The organism is Paenibacillus sp. FSL L8-0340, from assembly GCF_038593145.1.
Lineage (GTDB): Bacteria > Bacillota > Bacilli > Paenibacillales > Paenibacillaceae > Paenibacillus_AQ.
This window is the reverse complement of sequence record NZ_CP151967.1, coordinates 678,840-697,788: the sequence shown is the minus strand read 5'-3', so window position 1 is coordinate 697,788 and position 18,949 is coordinate 678,840. Positions and strand designations below refer to the sequence as shown.

Genomic DNA, 18,949 nt, shown 5'->3' with positions numbered 1-18,949 from the left:
CTCCATAGAAAGGAGGTGATCCAGCCGCACCTTCCGATACGGCTACCTTGTTACGACTTCACCCCAATCATCTACCCCACCTTCGGCGGCTGGCTCCCTTGCGGGTTACCCCACCGACTTCGGGTGTTGTAAACTCTCGTGGTGTGACGGGCGGTGTGTACAAGACCCGGGAACGTATTCACCGCGGCATGCTGATCCGCGATTACTAGCAATTCCGACTTCATGCAGGCGAGTTGCAGCCTGCAATCCGAACTGAGACCGGCTTTGCTGGGATTGGCTCCACCTCGCGGCTTCGCTTCCCGTTGTACCGGCCATTGTAGTACGTGTGTAGCCCAGGTCATAAGGGGCATGATGATTTGACGTCATCCCCACCTTCCTCCGGTTTGTCACCGGCAGTCACTCTAGAGTGCCCAGCCTTACCTGCTGGCAACTAAAGTCAAGGGTTGCGCTCGTTGCGGGACTTAACCCAACATCTCACGACACGAGCTGACGACAACCATGCACCACCTGTCTCCTCTGTCCCGAAGGCCGCCACTATCTCTAGTGGATTCAGAGGGATGTCAAGACCTGGTAAGGTTCTTCGCGTTGCTTCGAATTAAACCACATACTCCACTGCTTGTGCGGGTCCCCGTCAATTCCTTTGAGTTTCAGTCTTGCGACCGTACTCCCCAGGCGGAGTGCTTACTGTGTTAACTTCGGCACCAAGGGTATCGAAACCCCTAACACCTAGCACTCATCGTTTACGGCGTGGACTACCAGGGTATCTAATCCTGTTTGCTCCCCACGCTTTCGCGCCTCAGCGTCAGTTACAGCCCAGAAAGTCGCCTTCGCCACTGGTGTTCCTCCACATATCTACGCATTTCACCGCTACACGTGGAATTCCACTTTCCTCTTCTGTACTCAAGCCACCCAGTTTCCAGTGCGACCTCAGGTTGAGCCCAAGGTTTAAACACCAGACTTAAATAGCCGCCTGCGCGCGCTTTACGCCCAATAATTCCGGACAACGCTTGCCCCCTACGTATTACCGCGGCTGCTGGCACGTAGTTAGCCGGGGCTTTCTTCTCAGGTACCGTCACTCCGGTAGCAGTTACTCTACCGGACGTTCTTCCCTGGCAACAGAGCTTTACGATCCGAAAACCTTCATCACTCACGCGGCGTTGCTCCGTCAGGCTTTCGCCCATTGCGGAAGATTCCCTACTGCTGCCTCCCGTAGGAGTCTGGGCCGTGTCTCAGTCCCAGTGTGGCCGTTCACCCTCTCAGGTCGGCTACGCATCGTCGCCTTGGTGAGCCGTTACCCCACCAACTAGCTAATGCGCCGCAGGCCCATCTCCTTGTAGCAGATTGCTCCGCCTTTCATCCTTCGTCCATGTGAACAAAGGAATTATCCGGTATTAGCTACCGTTTCCGGTAGTTATCCCAGTCAAAGAGGTAGGTTGCCTACGTGTTACTCACCCGTCCGCCGCTAAGTTATTCCGGAGCAAGCTCCTTCATAACTCCGCTCGACTTGCATGTATTAGGCACGCCGCCAGCGTTCGTCCTGAGCCAGGATCAAACTCTCCAAATTGGTATTTAGAAAGAGCGATTGCTCAATTTGAAACATCTGACGAGAATTTACATTCTCTAATTTTTGGATCTCACTTGCGTGATTTCCATACTCACTCGTTGTTCAGTTTTCAAAGATCAAGCTCGTTGTCAGTGCCGATTATCTCGTCACCAGCAACTCTTATAATATATCATGTTTGATTTAGAAACGCAAGCTTTTTTTGAAACAACTTTTCAGCCACTTCTTATTTACTTGGGTGCGCTCTAACAACGCTTACCTATAATACCCCACATCAATATAAAAAAGCAACCCCTTAAACAAAAAAAGATAACCGGCTTAAATATTAAGCGGGTTATCTTAGGGTAATCATCATTCTACAGGATTAGTAGATCTTAGCTGCTGTATATTTGCTCGACGCTTTGGTGAAGCCTGTTTCTTTGTTCTTACCCAAACCGGCGTCCACTGTCGTATCGATCGTTACCCATTTGCCGTTAAGCAATACTTCATTCCAGGCATGGTATACAGATACATAACTCGTATTGCCCATTACCAGCTTCGTCGGAATCCCTTCACTGCGGAGCATGGTGGCGAACAAAGATGCATAATCGTAGCAAATCCCTTTCTTACTAGCAAGTGTGTTATCGTTGTTCGGGATATAATCCTGCGTAACATTAGCTGCTAAGGTGTAGTCGTACTTTACATTCGCCACGATGTAATTATAGATAGCTTGTACCTTTGCTTCATCAGTGGTCAGCCCTTGCGTGAGCTGCTTGGCTTTCAGTACTGCTTTATCGGAAGAATTCCATTTCACATTCTGTACGGAACTCAAATATACGGCGTTGGTGTTACTCATGCTCAGGTCTACGGTTTCGGAAGAAAGCACTTTATATTTGTTGCCGCTGGTGTTCTCTAAGACTGACACTTTATAAGCGCCATTCCCCTGCTGCAGTGGAAACGTTTCTGTAGATTTGGAGGCATATAAGTTATAAGAGTAGCTCTTATTGTCTTTGGTAATCATGAGCTTGATACGTTTGTCTTTGGGAACATCATAGGAAACTTGGACAACCCCTTGGCTCAATTGCGATGTATTTAACCAGCCCGACTCTACGCCGGAAGCATTAGCTGTGCTTACTTGAACTGAAGTAACCAGGACGAACAAGGTCAAGAACATATAATAGAACTTCTTCATGGATAAAACCCCTTTCGGTAGCTGGCTGCCATCCATACCCGGGAAGGCCCTTTAGCTTTGCGTCCCTACCTTTCGATAGGTTTGCCGTTATCGTTTAAGCTTTATCTGTTCCTACTACTATTGGAATATACTAGATTCATCTTAAGAACAAACAAAAAAAGCCTCTTCATTCGGTAGCTGGCTGCCATCCTTACAGGGAAGGCCCTTTAGCTTTGCGTCCCTACCTTTCGATAGGTTTGCCGTTATCGTGTTTAGCTTTTATAGTTATATAGTATCATATTAATGCCTAGTTACAAGACCTAAATCACTAGATTTCTACTTCATTCATTTAAATTTTTATAATTTTCGCATGGATAATCAACCGATGGGTCGGATTTACCAAAGGATCACATGTAATGAGGGTAAGGATTTTATCTTGTTTATTCCCGTTCAGTACAGACACATCCGTAGGCTCAACAATCGAGATATCATAAACCTCATATTCATACTCCTGATCGCTTGTCTTGACGGAAATGGTATCTCCGACCTTTACTTCGTTCAGTCTGTTGAATAATCTCCCTGCAGTTCTGGATCTGTGTGCAGCTATGGCAGCATTGCCTATTTCACCGATTGGAGCGGTTTCCTTCATATGGGCTGCGGCATGCTTCATGTTGGCCTTGGTCGCCCCTTCCAATATGGGCAATTTCAAATCGATTTTGTCGATTGTGATAATTCCGGTCACTTTACCGCCGACCTCTATTTCCTGCTCTGCCGGTTCGTTAGCCTGCGCCTGTTCATCTCCAGCTGATTCTTCTGCCAGCAGTGCAGTGACCTCGGCGTAATGCTTTTTCAGATCGGGCTCTGACGAAGGGGCTAGCTCACTATAAGCCTGTTCAGCCTCCTTCAGCAGCTTTTCTTGCTGCCGGTCGTTATACCATTCGCTCGCTTTTGGATACAGCATAACTAGAACTCCTGCAATGATAATCAAATAGGAAAACTTACGCATCAAATCCCCCCGATCTTTAAGATAAAGAAACTCCACGGCCCAACATCTTACTTAAAATACCCATTTACGGCTGCCAAAGAAATTGATGATGACGGTAACAAACGTAACCAGTACTTTGGAAATCAGCACCTGAACTTCAAATTTGTCCGTTAGCAGATGCATCAGCAGCACTGATATCCCCAATACAACCAGGTTCAGTATGATGAATCGGACTAATTGCATACGGTCAAAACTGTCCTTGCTAGTCTGACTCTTATCCTTAAAGGTCACCTTCTTGTTCCAAAAGAAACTGTTCGCTGTCCCTGCGCTATAAGAAATAATCTGTGCCGGGGTATTCATCATACCCAGAGAATGCAGCAAGGTAAATACGGCGAAATCAATCAGCGTATTCAGTAAGCCTACAGCATTGAATTTTAAAAACTGGACAAATCCCGCATTCAGCTTCCTATCTGCCATAATCATTGTCCTCTTGCCGCTCCTCATGCTCTCTACCCCGGTAACCCTTGGTCTCACGCACGATATACAGCGGTCTATCCTTGGATTCATCATATATCCGTCCAATATATTCACCTATTACGCCAAGCAGCATCAGCACGATGCCGTTAAACAACAAATTGACGCCGACGATGGAAGCCCAGCCCGGAACCGTCCATGAGGTGAAAAAGATTCTCTGGAACAATACAAAGAACAGATACACAAAACTGGAGAAGGAGAGAAAGAAGCCTATATATGAGGCTATCTTCAGCGGCTTATGTGAAAATGAGGTGATGCCGTCAACCGCAAACCGGATCATTTTCTTCAGCGGGTATTTGGTTTCACCTGCAAAACGTTCCTCCCGCACATATTCCACCATCGTCTGCCGGAAGCCGACCCAGCTTACCAAACCTCTGACATAGCGGTTTTTCTCTTTGAGACCGCGCAGCACATCGCATACTTTACGGTCGATGAGCCGGAAGTCGCCTGTATCGGTTGGAATCTCCACACTGGTCATGCTGCTGAGCAGGCGGTAAAAGAGCTTGGCGGTCACTTTTTTGAAAATAGTCTCCCCATGCCGTTTCAGCCGTTTGGCGTAAACTACCTCATAGCCCTCTTTCCACTTGGCAATCATCTGCAAAATGACCTCGGGCGGATCTTGAAGATCCGCGTCAATCACCACGACAGCCTGGCCTTGCGCATAGTCCATTCCGGCCGTAATCGCGACCTGATGACCGAAGTTACGGGAGAAGTCTATCAGCTTAACATGCTCGTCGCTGCTGCTGATTCCACTCATGATCTCAGCTGTGCGATCACGGCTCCCGTCATTGACGAAGATCAGTTCATAGGTATCACCGCATTCGTCCATGACTTTCTTAAGCCGCTCATACGTATATTGAATAACTTCTTCCTCATTGTACATGGGGACAATTACACTGTATCTGGCTTTCACCTTTGTTCCTCCTAAAAGTTTTGTAGCATTACGCCTCCCTTCCTAGAATACCCAGGAAGGGAACCAGCGCAGCACATCCGTCACATATTCTTTGTCAACCACCATTCCCGACAATACCGGATAGAACAGTACAAAAAGCAGGGCAGCGACAGCCACGTATGCATACCGGATGTACCTAGCTTCCCGATATTTGCTGTCCAGCAGCTTCATGATATATACAATAGCAAGAATCATGAACGGTACCATCGCAAAATAATGGTATAGGAACGTCTCACGCGGTACAAGCATCCAAGGGACATACTGCGAGAAAAAGCCGATCCAGATCATATACATGCTTTTGTCTTTCCGTTTTATGGTAAGCCATACCGTAGCCAGCATCGCGAAGATCCCGGTCCACCAGATTAGCGGATTGCCTATGGTGACTATGCTGCTTACCTTGCCTTCCGGCAATCCTTCGCCGCCGCTGAAGAACCATACCGGCCTTTTCATAAACGGCCATTCCCACCAGGAGGAAGCAAACGGATGCGTGGCGACAAGCTGGCTGTGGTAGTTATACATATTCTTTTGCGCATCGATCAAGCCTTTTACAGTAAACCCGTCGGCTGTTACGGACAGCACAGGGATAAAGGACAGGCTATAGATCACGGCAGGAATAACTACAAAGAATACAACACAGCTGGCCAGCGTAACGATGGTGTTCTTCCAGAAGGAACTATCTGCCGTCCGGCAGGCGTCCTTGAGCTCCTGGTCACTTAATTTGCCTTCTGCCAGCACACGCCCAGCGGCCTTATGTTCCCTATAGCGTTCAAATAAGGCAAGCGCCAGCATAATGGCCAGCCCGGCTCCTCCATAGAGCACAATCCATTTGGAGGCGACGCCGATGCCGAAGAACAATCCGGACCAGAACAGCGGGACGAGTGTCTTGCGCAGCGGAACACGGTAGAAATTCATCATGAAATACCGCTGCATGAAATAGAACATTAACATGATGAAGAATACGCCGTATACATCAATTGTAGAAATCCGCGTCTGCGTGAAATGCATGAAATCCAGTGCGAACAGTCCCGCGGCAAGGGCGGCGTAAATGCTCTTTTTGAACAAACGCAGCGCCATGATATAGATTAGCGGCAACATAGCGATTCCGAACAAGGTACCGATAATCCGCCAGCCGAACGGATTAACACCGAATACCTCCATGCCGATAGCAATCAGAAGCTTGCCGAGCGGCGGGTGGGTATTCTCATAAGGGACGATGCCATGCGTGTATTCATAAGCTGTCCGTGCATGGTAAATCTCATCAAAATAGGTGCTGTTCATGAAACCGGTATTTTCAGGTATGATTGACTGTTCGTCAAACAGGTTGGAGGGGACGCCTCTTTTTGGCGCTGCACCGGCATCCGGGGTGACACTTGTAACCGGAAGCGGAGTTTTTCCGCCCCCCTGCTCGTAGAAGGCCATTTCATTTAAAGTAAAACCCGGTGAAGTCACTGTAAGTTTCACGTATCTTGCCGCAACGTTCAGCGGCTGGCTTTTCCAGATGAATACATTGCCGACATCCTCATTCACATCGAGCGGACTGCTCCAGGCATCCGGCGTCTGGCTGAATTCGAGTTTGAATTTACCGGTCCCGACACCTCCAAATACGTTGACACGCTCCAACTGGCGGCTCTGGCCCAGGTCGACATAATAGCTTTCGCCGCTGGCAGCTGGTTCCCATAAGGTTTCGGGAGCTTTTGATGAGCCCAAGTGGTAAAGAGCCAGGGCTGCGTAGATGGCAGTAATAGCCAGCATCCAGATCCAGTCTTTACGCTGCAGTCTGAACCTGGATTTCTTACCCGGCTGCGGAAGCGGACGAAGCTCCCCGGCGAGTTTCATATCAGCTTCATACTTCTCTGCAGGGGCAGAAGGCAGCGGAAGCAGCTTCGTTTCGTTACGGATATACACCGAATACCCAATGTACAGCATATATAACAACAAAGCGAGATTGGCAATCGACGTAACCAGAACTATTCCGTCCGAAGGCGGATTATTTCCGGCGTTCAGATGGGCAAGCGTGTAGCCTACATTAATGTATTGCGTCAGCGAAAATCCGAGAAACAACGTCAGAAAACGGCGGTCCCGGCTTTCAATATAAGCGAACAGCGAGAGAATAAGAACCGGATACATGTAACGCTCATGCATTTTGGTTCCGAGTACAAACATAATGACAATCAGCACCATGCCGATGAAGAAAGATTTGGACAGCTCCTTGCGGTCCCGCTTGAAGGAATAATAAGCCGCCACGGCTACCGCTGCCAGGATGCAGACATAACCCCAGACTCGGTATGTAATCCCAAGCCATGTAAAATCGAGCGGGGACCACATCGGGTCAGTCAGTGCATAGAGATTAAACGCATTAACCGTAGAGTACGGATAGGAAGACAGCGTGCTCTTATACAGATCAATAAGCGCATCTAACCCGCCGTTATTCCAGAAGAATGGTGCCGCCAGCAAGGCAAAGATCCCAAGTCCGTAAAGAGCCCCCACCGCAAGCTGCTTCCAGGCCCGGTGATGATAGAAGGCAAACAGCAGGACTGGTGTGAAGATAAGTGCCTGCGGTTTGATCAGCGTGGCCAAGGCAAAAAATATCGCTGCACGCACAAAGGCCTTATCGGAGGCCCCGGCAATGCTAAGCAGCAGGAACACTAAAAAGAACGAATCTGCCTGTCCCCAGGCAGCAGAATCCATCAGCACCGCCGGATTAAACAGGAAGAGCAGCGTTAAGCCGATTGCCATGCCTGATCCGAGCTTTTTGCGGCCGCCTTTGTAAATCAAATACCCCAGCACCAGATCGGAAAGGACCGCCGGCAGTTTAAAGAGCAGCGTTTCCCCGCCTGAGCCATGCGCCAAGCCGAATAAACCGCGGATCGAGGCCAACAGGTACAATATATATAAATACCCTGGAGGATAGTCTGCAAAATACCCCTCCTCATAGAACTTGCCCGGACCCAAATCCACCATGCGCTGACCCCAGGCTATAAAGGTATTCATGTCATTCTGATAGCCCTGCGCAGTCAGGCCAATCCAGACCCGCAGGATTAAAGCAGCTCCAACGATGAGATAAAGCCATCTTGTATAAATCACATCCGGCTGCTTCAGCAATCTGTCGCTCCTGAAGGCTCTATTATATAGAAAAGCGAAGAACACACTGAATAACGCCGAGATCAGCAGCAGCTTGGCTGGTGATACCTTATGCGGTGTTTCCTCTGCCGGATTGTCACCTCCCTGGGCGGCGGCGCCGCTATCCAGCGAAATGACGCCAGTTCCCTCGGGGGCGGCATCCAGCTGTTCTACAGCCAAATCATCAAAATAAGCTTTGCCCTGAATCAAATTGGCGTATCCGCCAAGGGCTGCACCTATACCAAGTTCGGTCTGCTCTTTCCCGGTCTGACCGATAAACTCAAGATACTGCCAGTCTCCGGCAGTATCCGTTGTAGCAGGATACCCGCTGCCGATGCCGACCGGGAATATATTAGCCCCCAGCCCCTGGCCTGCGGCGCTGGCGATTTTGACAAACCCCGAGATCTTGTAATAGCTGTCTGGAGCAACGCTTATGTTCTGCACCCATTTCAGATGGTTCGGTTCAAGATTCTCAATGACTGCGGCTTTACTGCCGGAATGAACCTCCTCAGACTGGACCGACAATACGCCGGAGCCGTCTCCGGATATCCATGCATCCTTGGTCCAGCTGGAGGGTGCACCCTCCTCCCCATCTTCAAAGCCTGGATTCTGCAATAAGTTTCCTTCTGCATAGATGCTTGTTGCCGGAAGCACAAACAATAACAGCATCAAAACAATGATAGCAGCCGCGCGTGTATTTTTGATCATCGTTCCAACCTCACCTCGTCAATGTTAATCCAGCCGTTCCCGCCGGTTATGAAAATCTCTGCCCGATCTCCCTGATTTAGAGCAACAGGCGGCAGTGTAATCTGATGGTATTCATCTCCCTTGGTCAGCTCTGCTTCAGCCTGCACGATACCGTTCACCCGCAAGCCGATCCTTCCACCCTCGCCGCCGGCACTGACCATGGCTGCCAGCTTGTATTCCCCCGGCTCTGTTGGTGCTGCAAAAGCCTGCACGACACTTTTGTCACCACCGGCATCAAGATAGGCAAGATAAGTTCCGGCACCCGGGTTATTGCTGGCAACCCCCGTTCCCTCTGAAAAACTCCAGCCTGCGGCCCCCTCTTCAAAACCACCGTTTGAAAACTCCTTATCCGCTGTTGTGTCCAGGGGCGTTCCCCCGTCTGCATACTCTTTAACAAGAAGAACACTATAATTAGCAAAATGCTTGACCGTCCCCTCTCCTGCCACGGCTTCAGGGAGGGGGGTTCCATTCCTGAAGAGGTATGCCGAATTCCCAGTCACAACATCCGGTTTGCCGAACCTGTATCTGCCAAAAGCAGATACCTGCTGAAACGCCGCCCCCGGATTGGCATAGACAACAGATTCCAGAAAATCATGCGGATTGATTCTTTCGTAAAACAGCACAAAGATATAAGGCATATTGATTTCGTCCGTAATGTAGACGTCTTCTGTACTGTGTTCAGATGCATATTGTATCGCCTCACCCAGCGAATCATAAAACGCCGGACCGATACGCCCGGGGAAATCACGGAAATATGCATTCGTGAATGACCCGAACAAAATGGTGAAAGTAAGAGCAGACAGGATACCTGCAATTTTTATTTTTTGGTATAGCCATGTAAAACCAGCTGCAACCAGCAGGATCAACGGATAAAAGATAATGTTGATCCGGTTGATATTCACAGTCGTGATAAAGCTCATGAGTACGGCAAGGGAGAGCCACAGCAGCACAACCGCATGCGGGATACCCTCGCGGCCGCGTGTCCGCAGCGCATGAATCATCACAAGAAGGCCAGCTATAGCAAAAGGCAAAGCGATCGGGTAAGCATAGCCATACGGTGAGATTGAATTCCACGGCAGGCCGTCGCTTCCGCTGAGTAGTATTTTGCCAAAAGCACTAAAATTGTCTGCAGCGGTCTGCAGCAGCTGTCCGCTGAATACGGAAGAGACCTCTTCTACACGCGGCATAGTTAATTTGGGAATAGAAAAGAATGGAGTCGCTATCCCCTGCTGTTCATAGCGGTTGATAACTACAAATAAAAATATGGGAAGGGCCAGCAGGATAAATAGTGCCCCGTTCCACAATAATGTCCGTAATTTTAGCGCTCTACTATACAATAGAAGAAGTGCGGTGCCTAAGGCAAATAAAGGTACAAAAAAGTAGGCTGTTCCGTATGCATAAAGCGACAGGGCAAGCATGATTGTAAAACCGTAAGTCCATTTGGCGCTGCGGAAGGATTTCAGCCCAAAATATACCGCAATACATACCAGGGTAGGCAGCAGGTTGGACTCCAGTGCCCATCTCGACATCATAATATGCCAAGGATTAATCGCGATAAAAGACATGGCGGCAAGACCCGCCACTTTTGATGGGAACAGCTGCCTCATAATTAAATAGAAAAATAGCATGCCCAGCAGCCCCATCACGATACTTACCGCCCGCACAGACAGTGGTGTCAGACCGAACAGCAGGAGAAAAGGCAGCGATAAATAGGCATAAAGTGCATTTTGCCCGCTGCCCCAGGAAATGAGATGAATGGGCAGATGAACGCCGTTCCGGTCTATCCCATAATGGAGGATAGCATAAGCATCATAGCCTATGGATGCTTCATCCTGGTTAAGTCCCGGAGGGATACTCCCTATGTATATCACCCGCACGATGGCCCCCAGCAGGAAGATCAGCAATGGCCAAGGGTTGTTCCTCCAGGAGCTGTACGCTCTATTAACAATGCCGGACAACATTAATCACCTCTTCAACAATATAATCTAAATGCCGGTTGAAGAAAAGACCGGGACCGGTTGATGTCCCTGGCCGAAACTGTAAGATACAGGTGCATTGATTCTTGTTCTGCTATAGCAAAACGGCCCCTTCATCACTGAAGGAGCCGTAATATTCGGGTTTATATTAAAAGTAAACTTAGCCTTGGCTGCCGATCAACACGTAGCGCAGCACAATTAGAACGGCAAGCACCCACATCATCCAGTGGATATCGTATTTTTTCTTGCCGGCCAGATTGGCTACACAAGCCAAGATTACATAGGTAACAATCCCGAACGAAATGCCGTTGGCAATGTTGTAAGTGAATGGCATGATGACGAAAGTCAGGAAGGCTGGAATAGCATAAACCATATCCTGAAAGTCGATCTCGCGAATCGATTGCGCCATAAGCACGCCGACCACAATCAATGCCGCTGCCGTAGCGGAACCAGGAATTAGCGCAACCACCGGAGCAAGGAACAGAGCAAGCAAGAAGCAAACACCGGTTGTTACAGCAGTCAGACCTGTCCGGCCGCCTTCAGCAACCCCGGCAGCACTTTCTACATAAGCAGTAGTTGTGGAAGTACCCAGCATCGCACCACCGGCAACAGCAACCGCATCAACAAACATCGCATTGCCGACACGTCTCTTGCCATCTTCCTTGTCCTTCATAATTCCTGCACGTTCAGCAGTACCGACAAGCGTGCCAAAGGTATCAAACAATTCTACGAACGTAAAGGTGGCAATGGCGGAAACAATACCGGTGTGCATAATGCCTTCCCAGTCAAATTCCCAAAAATTCAGCTGTGTGAAATCAGGAACCCAAGGCGTCTGTGGATTGTTCAGCGAGCTGAAATCAACTGCACCCATGAGGATGGCGACAACGGTAGTTCCCAGAATTCCGAACAAAATCGCGCCGCGGACTTGCAGCACCATCAGAATAGAAATCAGCAGCAAGCCGATGATGACCAGCTGGACATTGGTATTTTCAAGGCTGCCCATATGAATAACAGTTTCGAAGGACAAAACATCAGTGAACTTGTTAGCAGCAATGTCGCTGCCGGCTTCAACGCCGATAGTCATAAGACCGCTGTTCTTCAATCCGATAATGGTAATAAACATCCCGATCCCCACGGTAATGGCATGCTTCAGATTGTCAGGGATGGCTGTGAGTAATATTTGCCGCACCCTCGTTACCGTCAGCAGGATGAAGATGATACCGGAAATGAATACGGCAGTCAGACCCATCTGCCAGGTAAATTCATGTTCAGTTGTAGCCGAGGATAAAACCACGGATGCGAAATATGCATTAAGGCCCATACCAGGCGCCAGAGCTACCGGGAAATTAATGAAAAGTCCCATGGCAATTGTAAAAATACCAGCTGCCAGCGCTGTAGCCAGAAACACGGAATACCAGCCCATGTCAATCCGCCCAAAAGCCGTCAAAGTCCCGGGATTAACCGAGAGAATGTAAGCCATTGCCATGAATGTGGTCAGACCGGCCATAATCTCTGTGCGTACTGTGGTGCCGTTTTCTTTCAACTTGAAAAAGCGATTCAAATTGTTCTCCCCCTAAGATCTATGTGAGTGTCTCGCGTGCAACAGAAAAGCCGGTATCTTGGTAGACACCGGCCCGAAAAAAGAGGATTCACCTGCCTGTCTTCAGCGCAAAGGCCAAAGATGTCCGGGAACTCGCTCTTCTTAATCGTAGCCAGGTCATTACGGTGACCTTGTAGAGACTTTCGGGCCGATTCCCGAAATTATACGAATATTTATGTTGCTCAACGCTTTATCATTTTAGGTGTACATCACATAAGTTGTCAATGGCAAATACGAACAATACGCGTTATATTTTTAATATTGTTCGTAAATCAAACATTTTCATGACAAAATCTGCAGGAATGGTTAATCTGGAACCTCACTCATAGGATACGGGCGGTATTTCTCTGGCTCACTGCAGGAGATGATGGAGCATCCGTCAAAAGTGCTGGTTTTGCCATCATAAAGACAAGTAAAGCGCCAAACATTGCTTACGGTTTGCTCCTTGGCATCAAAAAAGGATTCAAGGATATCCCATTGCAGAACCTTATTCCCTGAATCATGCCAGCCGCGAAACCACTCCTGACATTCGAGAATGCCGGAGTATTCTGCCCCATCGCATTCTTCTATTCTGACCTCCGCCTCCGTTCTCCATTCATTCGTTAATGTCTGCGTGCAATTGCATGCTATCATTTTACCACCTGACACGAAATTCATTTTCTTACATTAAACAAAAAAAAGCCGGAAACACCCTGTTAAAATGGTGTTCCGGCTCTGGATATACTCTTATTCAACTGATTGCTATTCCCATTCAATTGTTGCAGGCGGTTTCGAGGTAATATCATAAACGATGCGGTTCACGTTATCCACTTCGTTGACGATCCGCACGGAGATCTTCTCCAGCACATCCCACGGGATACGCGCCCAGTCGGCGGTCATACCGTCGATGGAAGTTACTGCACGGATGCCCACGGTGTAGGAATAAGTGCGCTCGTCTCCCATAACCCCGACACTCTTCATGTTAGGAAGTGCAGTGAAATACTGCCAAATCTCCTGATCCAAACCGGCCTTGATGATTTCCTCGCGCAGGATGTAATCGGAGTCGCGGACAATCGTCAGCTTCTCTTCGGTCACTTCGCCCAATACGCGGATAGCAAGTCCAGGACCCGGGAATGGCTGTCGCCAGACGATGGCACGCGGCATGCCCAGCTCTTCTCCCAGTTTGCGGACCTCATCCTTGAACAGCGTGTTCAAAGGCTCGATCAGGCTGAACTTCATGTCTTCCGGCAATCCGCCGACATTGTGATGCGATTTGATAGTCTGTGCTGTTGCTGTTCCGCTCTCCACAATATCCGTGTACAGTGTACCTTGGGCGAGGAATGCGAAGTCACCCAGCTTGGCCGATTCTTCGTCAAAGCAATAGATAAACTCGTTGCCGATGATTTTACGTTTTTGTTCGGGATCAGATACACCGGCCAGCTTGCCCAGGAATCGCTCGCGGGCATCGATCTTCACGACATGAATATCGAACTTGCCGACGAATGTCTCCATTACACTCTCTGCTTCGCCTTTGCGCAGCAGGCCGTGGTCAATAAACATACAGGTCAATTGATCGCCGATGGCCCGGTGAATCAGCATGGCCACAACGGAGGAATCCACACCGCCGCTGAGTGCGCAAAGCACCTTCTTGTCCCCGACTTTAGCACGGATATCCTTAATGGCATCGTCAATGAACGATTCCATCGTCCATTTGCCCTCACAGCCGCAGATCTCGTACAGGAAGTTCGAAATCATCTCATTGCCGCTTACGGAATGGCGAACCTCCGGATGGAACTGAACAGCGAAGAATTTTCGGGCAGCATGGCTCATTGCGGCAATCGGCGCACTTTCCGTACCGGCATCCAGATTAAATCCGGACGGAAGCTCCACTACATGGTCGCCGTGGCTCATCCATACCATCTGTTTGCTCTCAAGCCCTGCTGCAAGCACAGCTCCCGCTTCGAAATCGACATCAGCTTTGCCGTATTCGCGTTTGGCTGCACGTTCCACCTTGCCGCCGAGCTGGTGAGCCATGAGCTGCATGCCGTAGCAGATGCCGAAAATTGGCAGTCCCAAATCATAAATAGCCGGATCCAGATGTGGTGCGTCCTCAGCATACACACTGCTTGGTCCTCCGGAGAATACGATCCCCTTCGGCGAAAGTGCTTTGATCTTCTCAATTGGCGTATTGTACGGCAGAAGCTCGCTGTATACCCCCAGGTCCCGAATTCTGCGCGCGATAAGTTGATTATACTGTCCCCCGAAATCGAGAACGACGATCATTTCATTTGGCTTGTTCATTACGTGCCTCCCTTGATTATTGGATTCATTATACTCATGGATAAATCTCATCGTCAAGGAAAGGAGGACACGTATCTCTTACGCTTTTGGCGCAGTTCATCCGGCCGCTTGAACGATCTGAGGATAGCGGAAAAGACTTATGGCATCTTTTGGTCAAGGTATCCGCTTCCATGCGGCCCGTAAGGATTTATTGCCCAGCCGGTGCCTGCCAGAAAGCCTCAGGTCAGGCGAAAAATGATGAGCAGGCAGCGGCTGATAAAGCCTGCGGCCTCCGCAGCGGCTGCATCCGGCGGTGGCGGCGCCGGGCCGGGACGCGGCGTGGCACGCTGAGCCTGTGCCGTACCGCTGTACGCCAGGGTTTCCCACTGGCGGACGAACCCCCGGACGGCGGCGCGCAGCCCCGCGTCCTCTATATTCAGGGAGGCAGCGTACTCCCTGGCCGTCACACCGGGCAGCGGCGGGCCGTACCGCGCCGCCAGCCCGTGCCAGGCCAGAGCGGCGGCGCGCAGCTGCCGCTCGCGGCTCACGCTGCCGGCGCGGCGCGCCGCCGGCAGCAGAGCCAGGCTGCGCCGCCAGCGCCAGGCGGCGGCGAGCACAATCGCCGCCACAGCAGCGGGCGGCGCGGGGTTCCCGCCTGCCAGCGGCAGGGCGGGCAGGATGTCCGCGCCGGCAGCTGCGGACGCGGGGGTTCCCTGCGGCGCAGATGCAGCCGCAGCGGGGGCCGCCGCCGGACCTGCTGCGGCGAGGGCAGCGCCGGGGGTGGGATCAAACGGGATCCAGCCGGCGCCGGGGAAATAGACCTCCACCCAGGCATGGGCATCGCCTTGGGTAACGGCATAACGCTGCGGCGAGGAATCGGCCTCCGGTGTCCCCGGTCCATAGCCCTGGACATAACGGGCCGGAATGCCGCTGCTCCGCAGCAGCACCGTCATCGCCGTGGCGAAATGCACGCAGTAGCCCTGCTTCGTCGTGAAGATGAAATCATCGGCGAAGTCGGCGCCGGCCGGCGGAATCCTAGTCTGCAGGCTGTAAGAGTAGCCGCTCTGCAAATAATTGCGTACAGCAGCAACGGCATCATAGCGGCTTACGGCAGAAGCTGTGAGCCGCTGTGCCAATGCGGCGACCCGCTCCGGCATTGCCGCGGGAAGCTGCAAATAACTATCGGCAATGGACTCTGGATCCTCGCTGCCCAGAACGCGCAGCACAGCCGGATCACTCTCCGGCAACAGAGAGCTCACTGTATACCCGGCAATCTTCGCAGAGCTTGCCGTCTCGGGCAGGCGGAAGCTATTCTTCTCCCGGTTCGCCAGCACATAGCCTAGCCGGCTGCCGTCCGCCAGCCTCACCTGTTCCACGTTCACCACGGTTCCGGCACTGAACAGCGGCAGGTTGCCGGAGGAAGGCACGGCAAACTGGATTTCCTGTACCAATGTCTGATCTTCGTTATTAGCGAATACCGGCAAGTCCCCGGCAGGCAAGCTCGTTAAACTAAGCGGGATGTATGCCGTCCCTTCCCTGATCCAGCGGCGGCCATCATAATAAGCTGAGCTTTCTCCTCTCCAGTAAGCCGTGCGGCTGGATGTGACCGTAAATACGGCTTTTGTACTGGGGGATAGCGCTGCCCCAAGCTCACCTTTGCCCGAACCGTAACCTGTAGTTCCTGCCTCAAGCCGGATTTCCTCCTCCGTCTGCCGCTGAACTTGTCCAGTCGCCCATTCCTGTAATTGGTTAAATACCGGCTTCAGGGTAATAGGTACAGCCGGCTGCGTTCCATACAGCTGGCCGCCTATCCAGGATGCTGCCGTCAGCAGCATTGCTCCTGCGAGAGCAGAACCTCCCCAGCGGACATAGGGAAGACTAACCCGGCCGGTTCGCTCCTTCAGGCGCAGCAGCCCGCTCATGCCCTGCATCCACAGAATCAGTCCCGCAGAGACCAGCACTTCGCCGGTTGTCTTTACCCCAAATCCTATATCCAGCATCAGAAGATAACATACAGTCACAGCTGCGAACAGAGCCGTGCTTCCTCTGTACAGCGCAAGCTGCTGCACGGAAGAAACCAGCAAACCCCAGCCCAATATCAGAATCAACAGCCGGCTGTGTTCACTTAGCTGCGAAACCTGTCCCGTGAACAACAGGACCGCGTCCTCCGGAATTCCTGCAACATAAGGGCCAAATTGCGCTATTCCTTCACTGCTGGCGCAGGTGTATAGCCAAGTCAGAGCAATCAGAATAGACCGGATACTGAGCTGCAGCAATCCCGGGAGCCTAAAGCAGCCCCATAGCAGCAGTGCCGCAGCAGAGAGCATCAGAATTTCGAGCAACTCCGCAGTAGAGGGCAAAGTTGTGGATCTGTGCAGCGGAAGCAGCCATGCCATAAACAAACCCATAATGGCCAAAGAGAACAGCAAACGATAATGCAGGGGGATGTCCTCCCTGTTATCGGTATAACTGTTCTCAGCTTGTCCATCCACCGCCTGCGGTTTAACCGTCACTGCCGGTTTGCCGAACGGCCCTTCGTCCTTCCAGGTGCTGGAAGAATCAGCCGATATTCCGGCAGTCCCCCGATATCTACCGTTCTGTCCGTTTCCCCGGAGATTCATGGAATTCCGCCCCCTTGTACCCGTATGACAGAGAGGAATTCTCCAGACAGTAGATTCGCGCTCCAAGCCGCTCCAGACTGCCCCTTACCGTCCCGGTATTACGCTGTGTGCCATTCCCCGGCCATTCTTTCATCTCCGTTGAATGCTGCTGATTTACCGGAGCAGGCTGGTCCCACACATAATAAATCTCCACCTGCACGCCCTGTACCAAGAACCGGGCAAGCGTCCGCGCGGATTCCTCCTCCAGCTTTCCTGTGATCACCGTTACCGTCATCCCCGGAATCCAGCTCCGTGAAGCATCTTCCAGCAGGCCGCTCAGGCTTCGGGTACCGTCGGGAGCAATTTCCGTTAGCATATCCTGAACTCTGGCAGGGATTTTGCCGAGTCCCTCATGTCTGGCTATACCTTCCGGCCATCCGCCGCTGAACAGCTGCACATATGTGCCGGAGCGCTCCGCTGCAAGCATCAGGCCCATTGCTGCAGATACGGCTTTTTCGAATGCCGGAGTTGTTGTGCCACGCAGCCCGCGCGGAGTGAGTGCTCCGTAGGGAATCTCATAATTTTCCGGGCTGTTGGCAAGAACGATACAAGCCATCCTGCCCTGTTCACGCACCGGTACCCTGCTCTGCAGCGTTCCCTTGCGGGCGCTGTTCTTCCAGTCAATCCGGCTAAGCGGATCACCCGGGGCATACTCACGGAGATCTGCCGCTTCACTGCCGCTGTCTCTTCCCCTGCCCATGAGCATCATATCTCCGGCCAGCAGGCCGCTCCCCGGTACAGTTGCCCCTACATAGAGCGGTCTGGGAAGCACTTTGAAGCTGTCCTTGAACTCCGGCTTGGTTCCGCCTGTGAACAGCCCCGGCAGATCTCCCCAGCTTATGCTGCAGCTCTGAAGCCGATGAGTTCCCCGGGGGACTTCCTGCAGCTCATAAGAATAAGTGAATTTGCGCCGGAACCCGGGAAACAGTAATTCCTGATGCCGCCGTCCGCCCCAGTAATCGGCAATGATCATCCACGGGAGTGGAATCCGTGAAGAGAAGCTAAGCTGTACTTCTACTGTCAACGTATCTCCGGCTGCCGGACGCAAAGGGGATATACGGCGGACAATCTGCACTTTCCGTGGACCGCAGAGCTGCAGCAGGAGTCCGCCGAACATAAGAATTCCGGCTGCCGACAAGAGGAACAGCAGAGACGCACCTCCGCGCCATGCATATAAAGCACCGATGACTGCCGTTATAGCCAGCATCCGCAGCCATTCACCTAAAACGCTGCGGTTTCGCGGGACAGGCCGGAGCATGTCTCCCGGAGAATCAGACTTCTGCTGCTGCATATTTTTTTCTTGCTCTATTAATGATGAAGAGGACAAGGTGACACCCTTCCTTCGGCGATAGACTAGCTCCGCCCTGCTGCCGCGATCAACGTGGAAGTACTTTCGGGAGCCTAT

The 18,949-nt window shown here is 51.3% G+C and carries 11 protein-coding genes, 1 rRNA gene and 3 riboswitches; all 12 genes read right to left on the bottom strand.

Going from position 1 to position 18,949, the window contains the following annotated elements; translation table 11 throughout:
* Nucleotides 1-8 precede the first annotated feature (8 nt).
* The 12 genes from NST07_RS03190 to NST07_RS03135 all read right to left on the bottom strand — a co-directional run bounded on the left by NST07_RS03190 (nucleotide 9) and on the right by NST07_RS03135 (nucleotide 18,802).
* Nucleotides 9-1,564: ribosomal RNA gene (locus NST07_RS03190) — 16S ribosomal RNA — on the bottom strand.
* A gap of 361 nt (nucleotides 1,565-1,925) precedes the next feature.
* Nucleotides 1,926-2,732, bottom strand: coding sequence for a transglutaminase-like domain-containing protein (locus tag NST07_RS03185; RefSeq protein ID WP_341377225.1), 807 nt, complete (start codon nucleotides 2,730-2,732; stop codon nucleotides 1,926-1,928).
* A gap of 13 nt (nucleotides 2,733-2,745) precedes the next feature.
* A riboswitch (cyclic di-GMP riboswitch) is annotated at nucleotides 2,746-2,828 on the bottom strand.
* 73 nt (nucleotides 2,829-2,901) lie between these two features.
* A riboswitch (cyclic di-GMP riboswitch) is annotated at nucleotides 2,902-2,983 on the bottom strand.
* Between the two features lie 77 nt (nucleotides 2,984-3,060).
* The gene (locus NST07_RS03180; RefSeq protein WP_342481029.1) at nucleotides 3,061-3,672 is read right to left on the bottom strand and encodes a class D sortase; all 612 of its coding nucleotides are present in this window, start codon (nucleotides 3,670-3,672) and stop codon (nucleotides 3,061-3,063) included.
* Between the two features lie 96 nt (nucleotides 3,673-3,768).
* Nucleotides 3,769-4,173 (bottom strand): GtrA family protein, encoded by a 405-nt coding sequence (locus NST07_RS03175; RefSeq protein WP_342481028.1) that lies wholly within the window; start codon nucleotides 4,171-4,173, stop codon nucleotides 3,769-3,771.
* Complete coding sequence (locus NST07_RS03170; protein WP_341089659.1) at nucleotides 4,163-5,143, bottom strand: glycosyltransferase family 2 protein; 981 nt, start codon at nucleotides 5,141-5,143, stop codon at nucleotides 4,163-4,165. The genes NST07_RS03175 and NST07_RS03170 overlap by 11 nt, the downstream gene beginning before the upstream one ends.
* Nucleotides 5,144-5,185: 42 nt before the next feature.
* The gene (locus NST07_RS03165) at nucleotides 5,186-9,010 is read right to left on the bottom strand and encodes a phospholipid carrier-dependent glycosyltransferase (protein ID WP_342481027.1); all 3,825 of its coding nucleotides are present in this window, start codon (nucleotides 9,008-9,010) and stop codon (nucleotides 5,186-5,188) included.
* Nucleotides 9,007-11,010: a glycosyltransferase family 39 protein gene (locus tag NST07_RS03160; RefSeq protein ID WP_341377220.1), complete on the bottom strand. Its 2,004-nt coding sequence runs from the start codon at nucleotides 11,008-11,010 to the stop codon at nucleotides 9,007-9,009. The genes NST07_RS03165 and NST07_RS03160 overlap by 4 nt, the downstream gene beginning before the upstream one ends.
* Before the next feature lie 175 nt (nucleotides 11,011-11,185).
* Nucleotides 11,186-12,586 (bottom strand): NCS2 family permease, encoded by a 1,401-nt coding sequence (locus NST07_RS03155; protein WP_341089655.1) that lies wholly within the window; start codon nucleotides 12,584-12,586, stop codon nucleotides 11,186-11,188.
* Nucleotides 12,587-12,714: 128 nt separating this feature from the next.
* Nucleotides 12,715-12,814, bottom strand: a riboswitch (purine riboswitch).
* A gap of 117 nt (nucleotides 12,815-12,931) precedes the next feature.
* Nucleotides 12,932-13,258 carry a hypothetical protein gene (locus NST07_RS03150; protein WP_341089654.1) on the bottom strand — a complete coding sequence of 109 codons (327 nt, stop codon included), beginning with the start codon at nucleotides 13,256-13,258 and terminating at the stop codon, nucleotides 12,932-12,934.
* A 108-nt stretch (nucleotides 13,259-13,366) separates the two neighbouring features.
* Nucleotides 13,367-14,905, bottom strand: coding sequence for a glutamine-hydrolyzing GMP synthase (gene guaA, locus NST07_RS03145; protein ID WP_341089653.1), 1,539 nt, complete (start codon nucleotides 14,903-14,905; stop codon nucleotides 13,367-13,369).
* 218 nt (nucleotides 14,906-15,123) lie between these two features.
* Nucleotides 15,124-17,505, bottom strand: coding sequence for a transglutaminase domain-containing protein (locus NST07_RS03140; protein ID WP_342481026.1), 2,382 nt, complete (start codon nucleotides 17,503-17,505; stop codon nucleotides 15,124-15,126).
* The gene (locus NST07_RS03135; RefSeq protein WP_342481025.1) at nucleotides 17,474-18,802 is read right to left on the bottom strand and encodes a DUF58 domain-containing protein; all 1,329 of its coding nucleotides are present in this window, start codon (nucleotides 18,800-18,802) and stop codon (nucleotides 17,474-17,476) included. Before NST07_RS03135 ends, NST07_RS03140 begins: the two co-directional genes overlap by 32 nt.
* Nucleotides 18,803-18,949 lie beyond the last annotated feature (147 nt).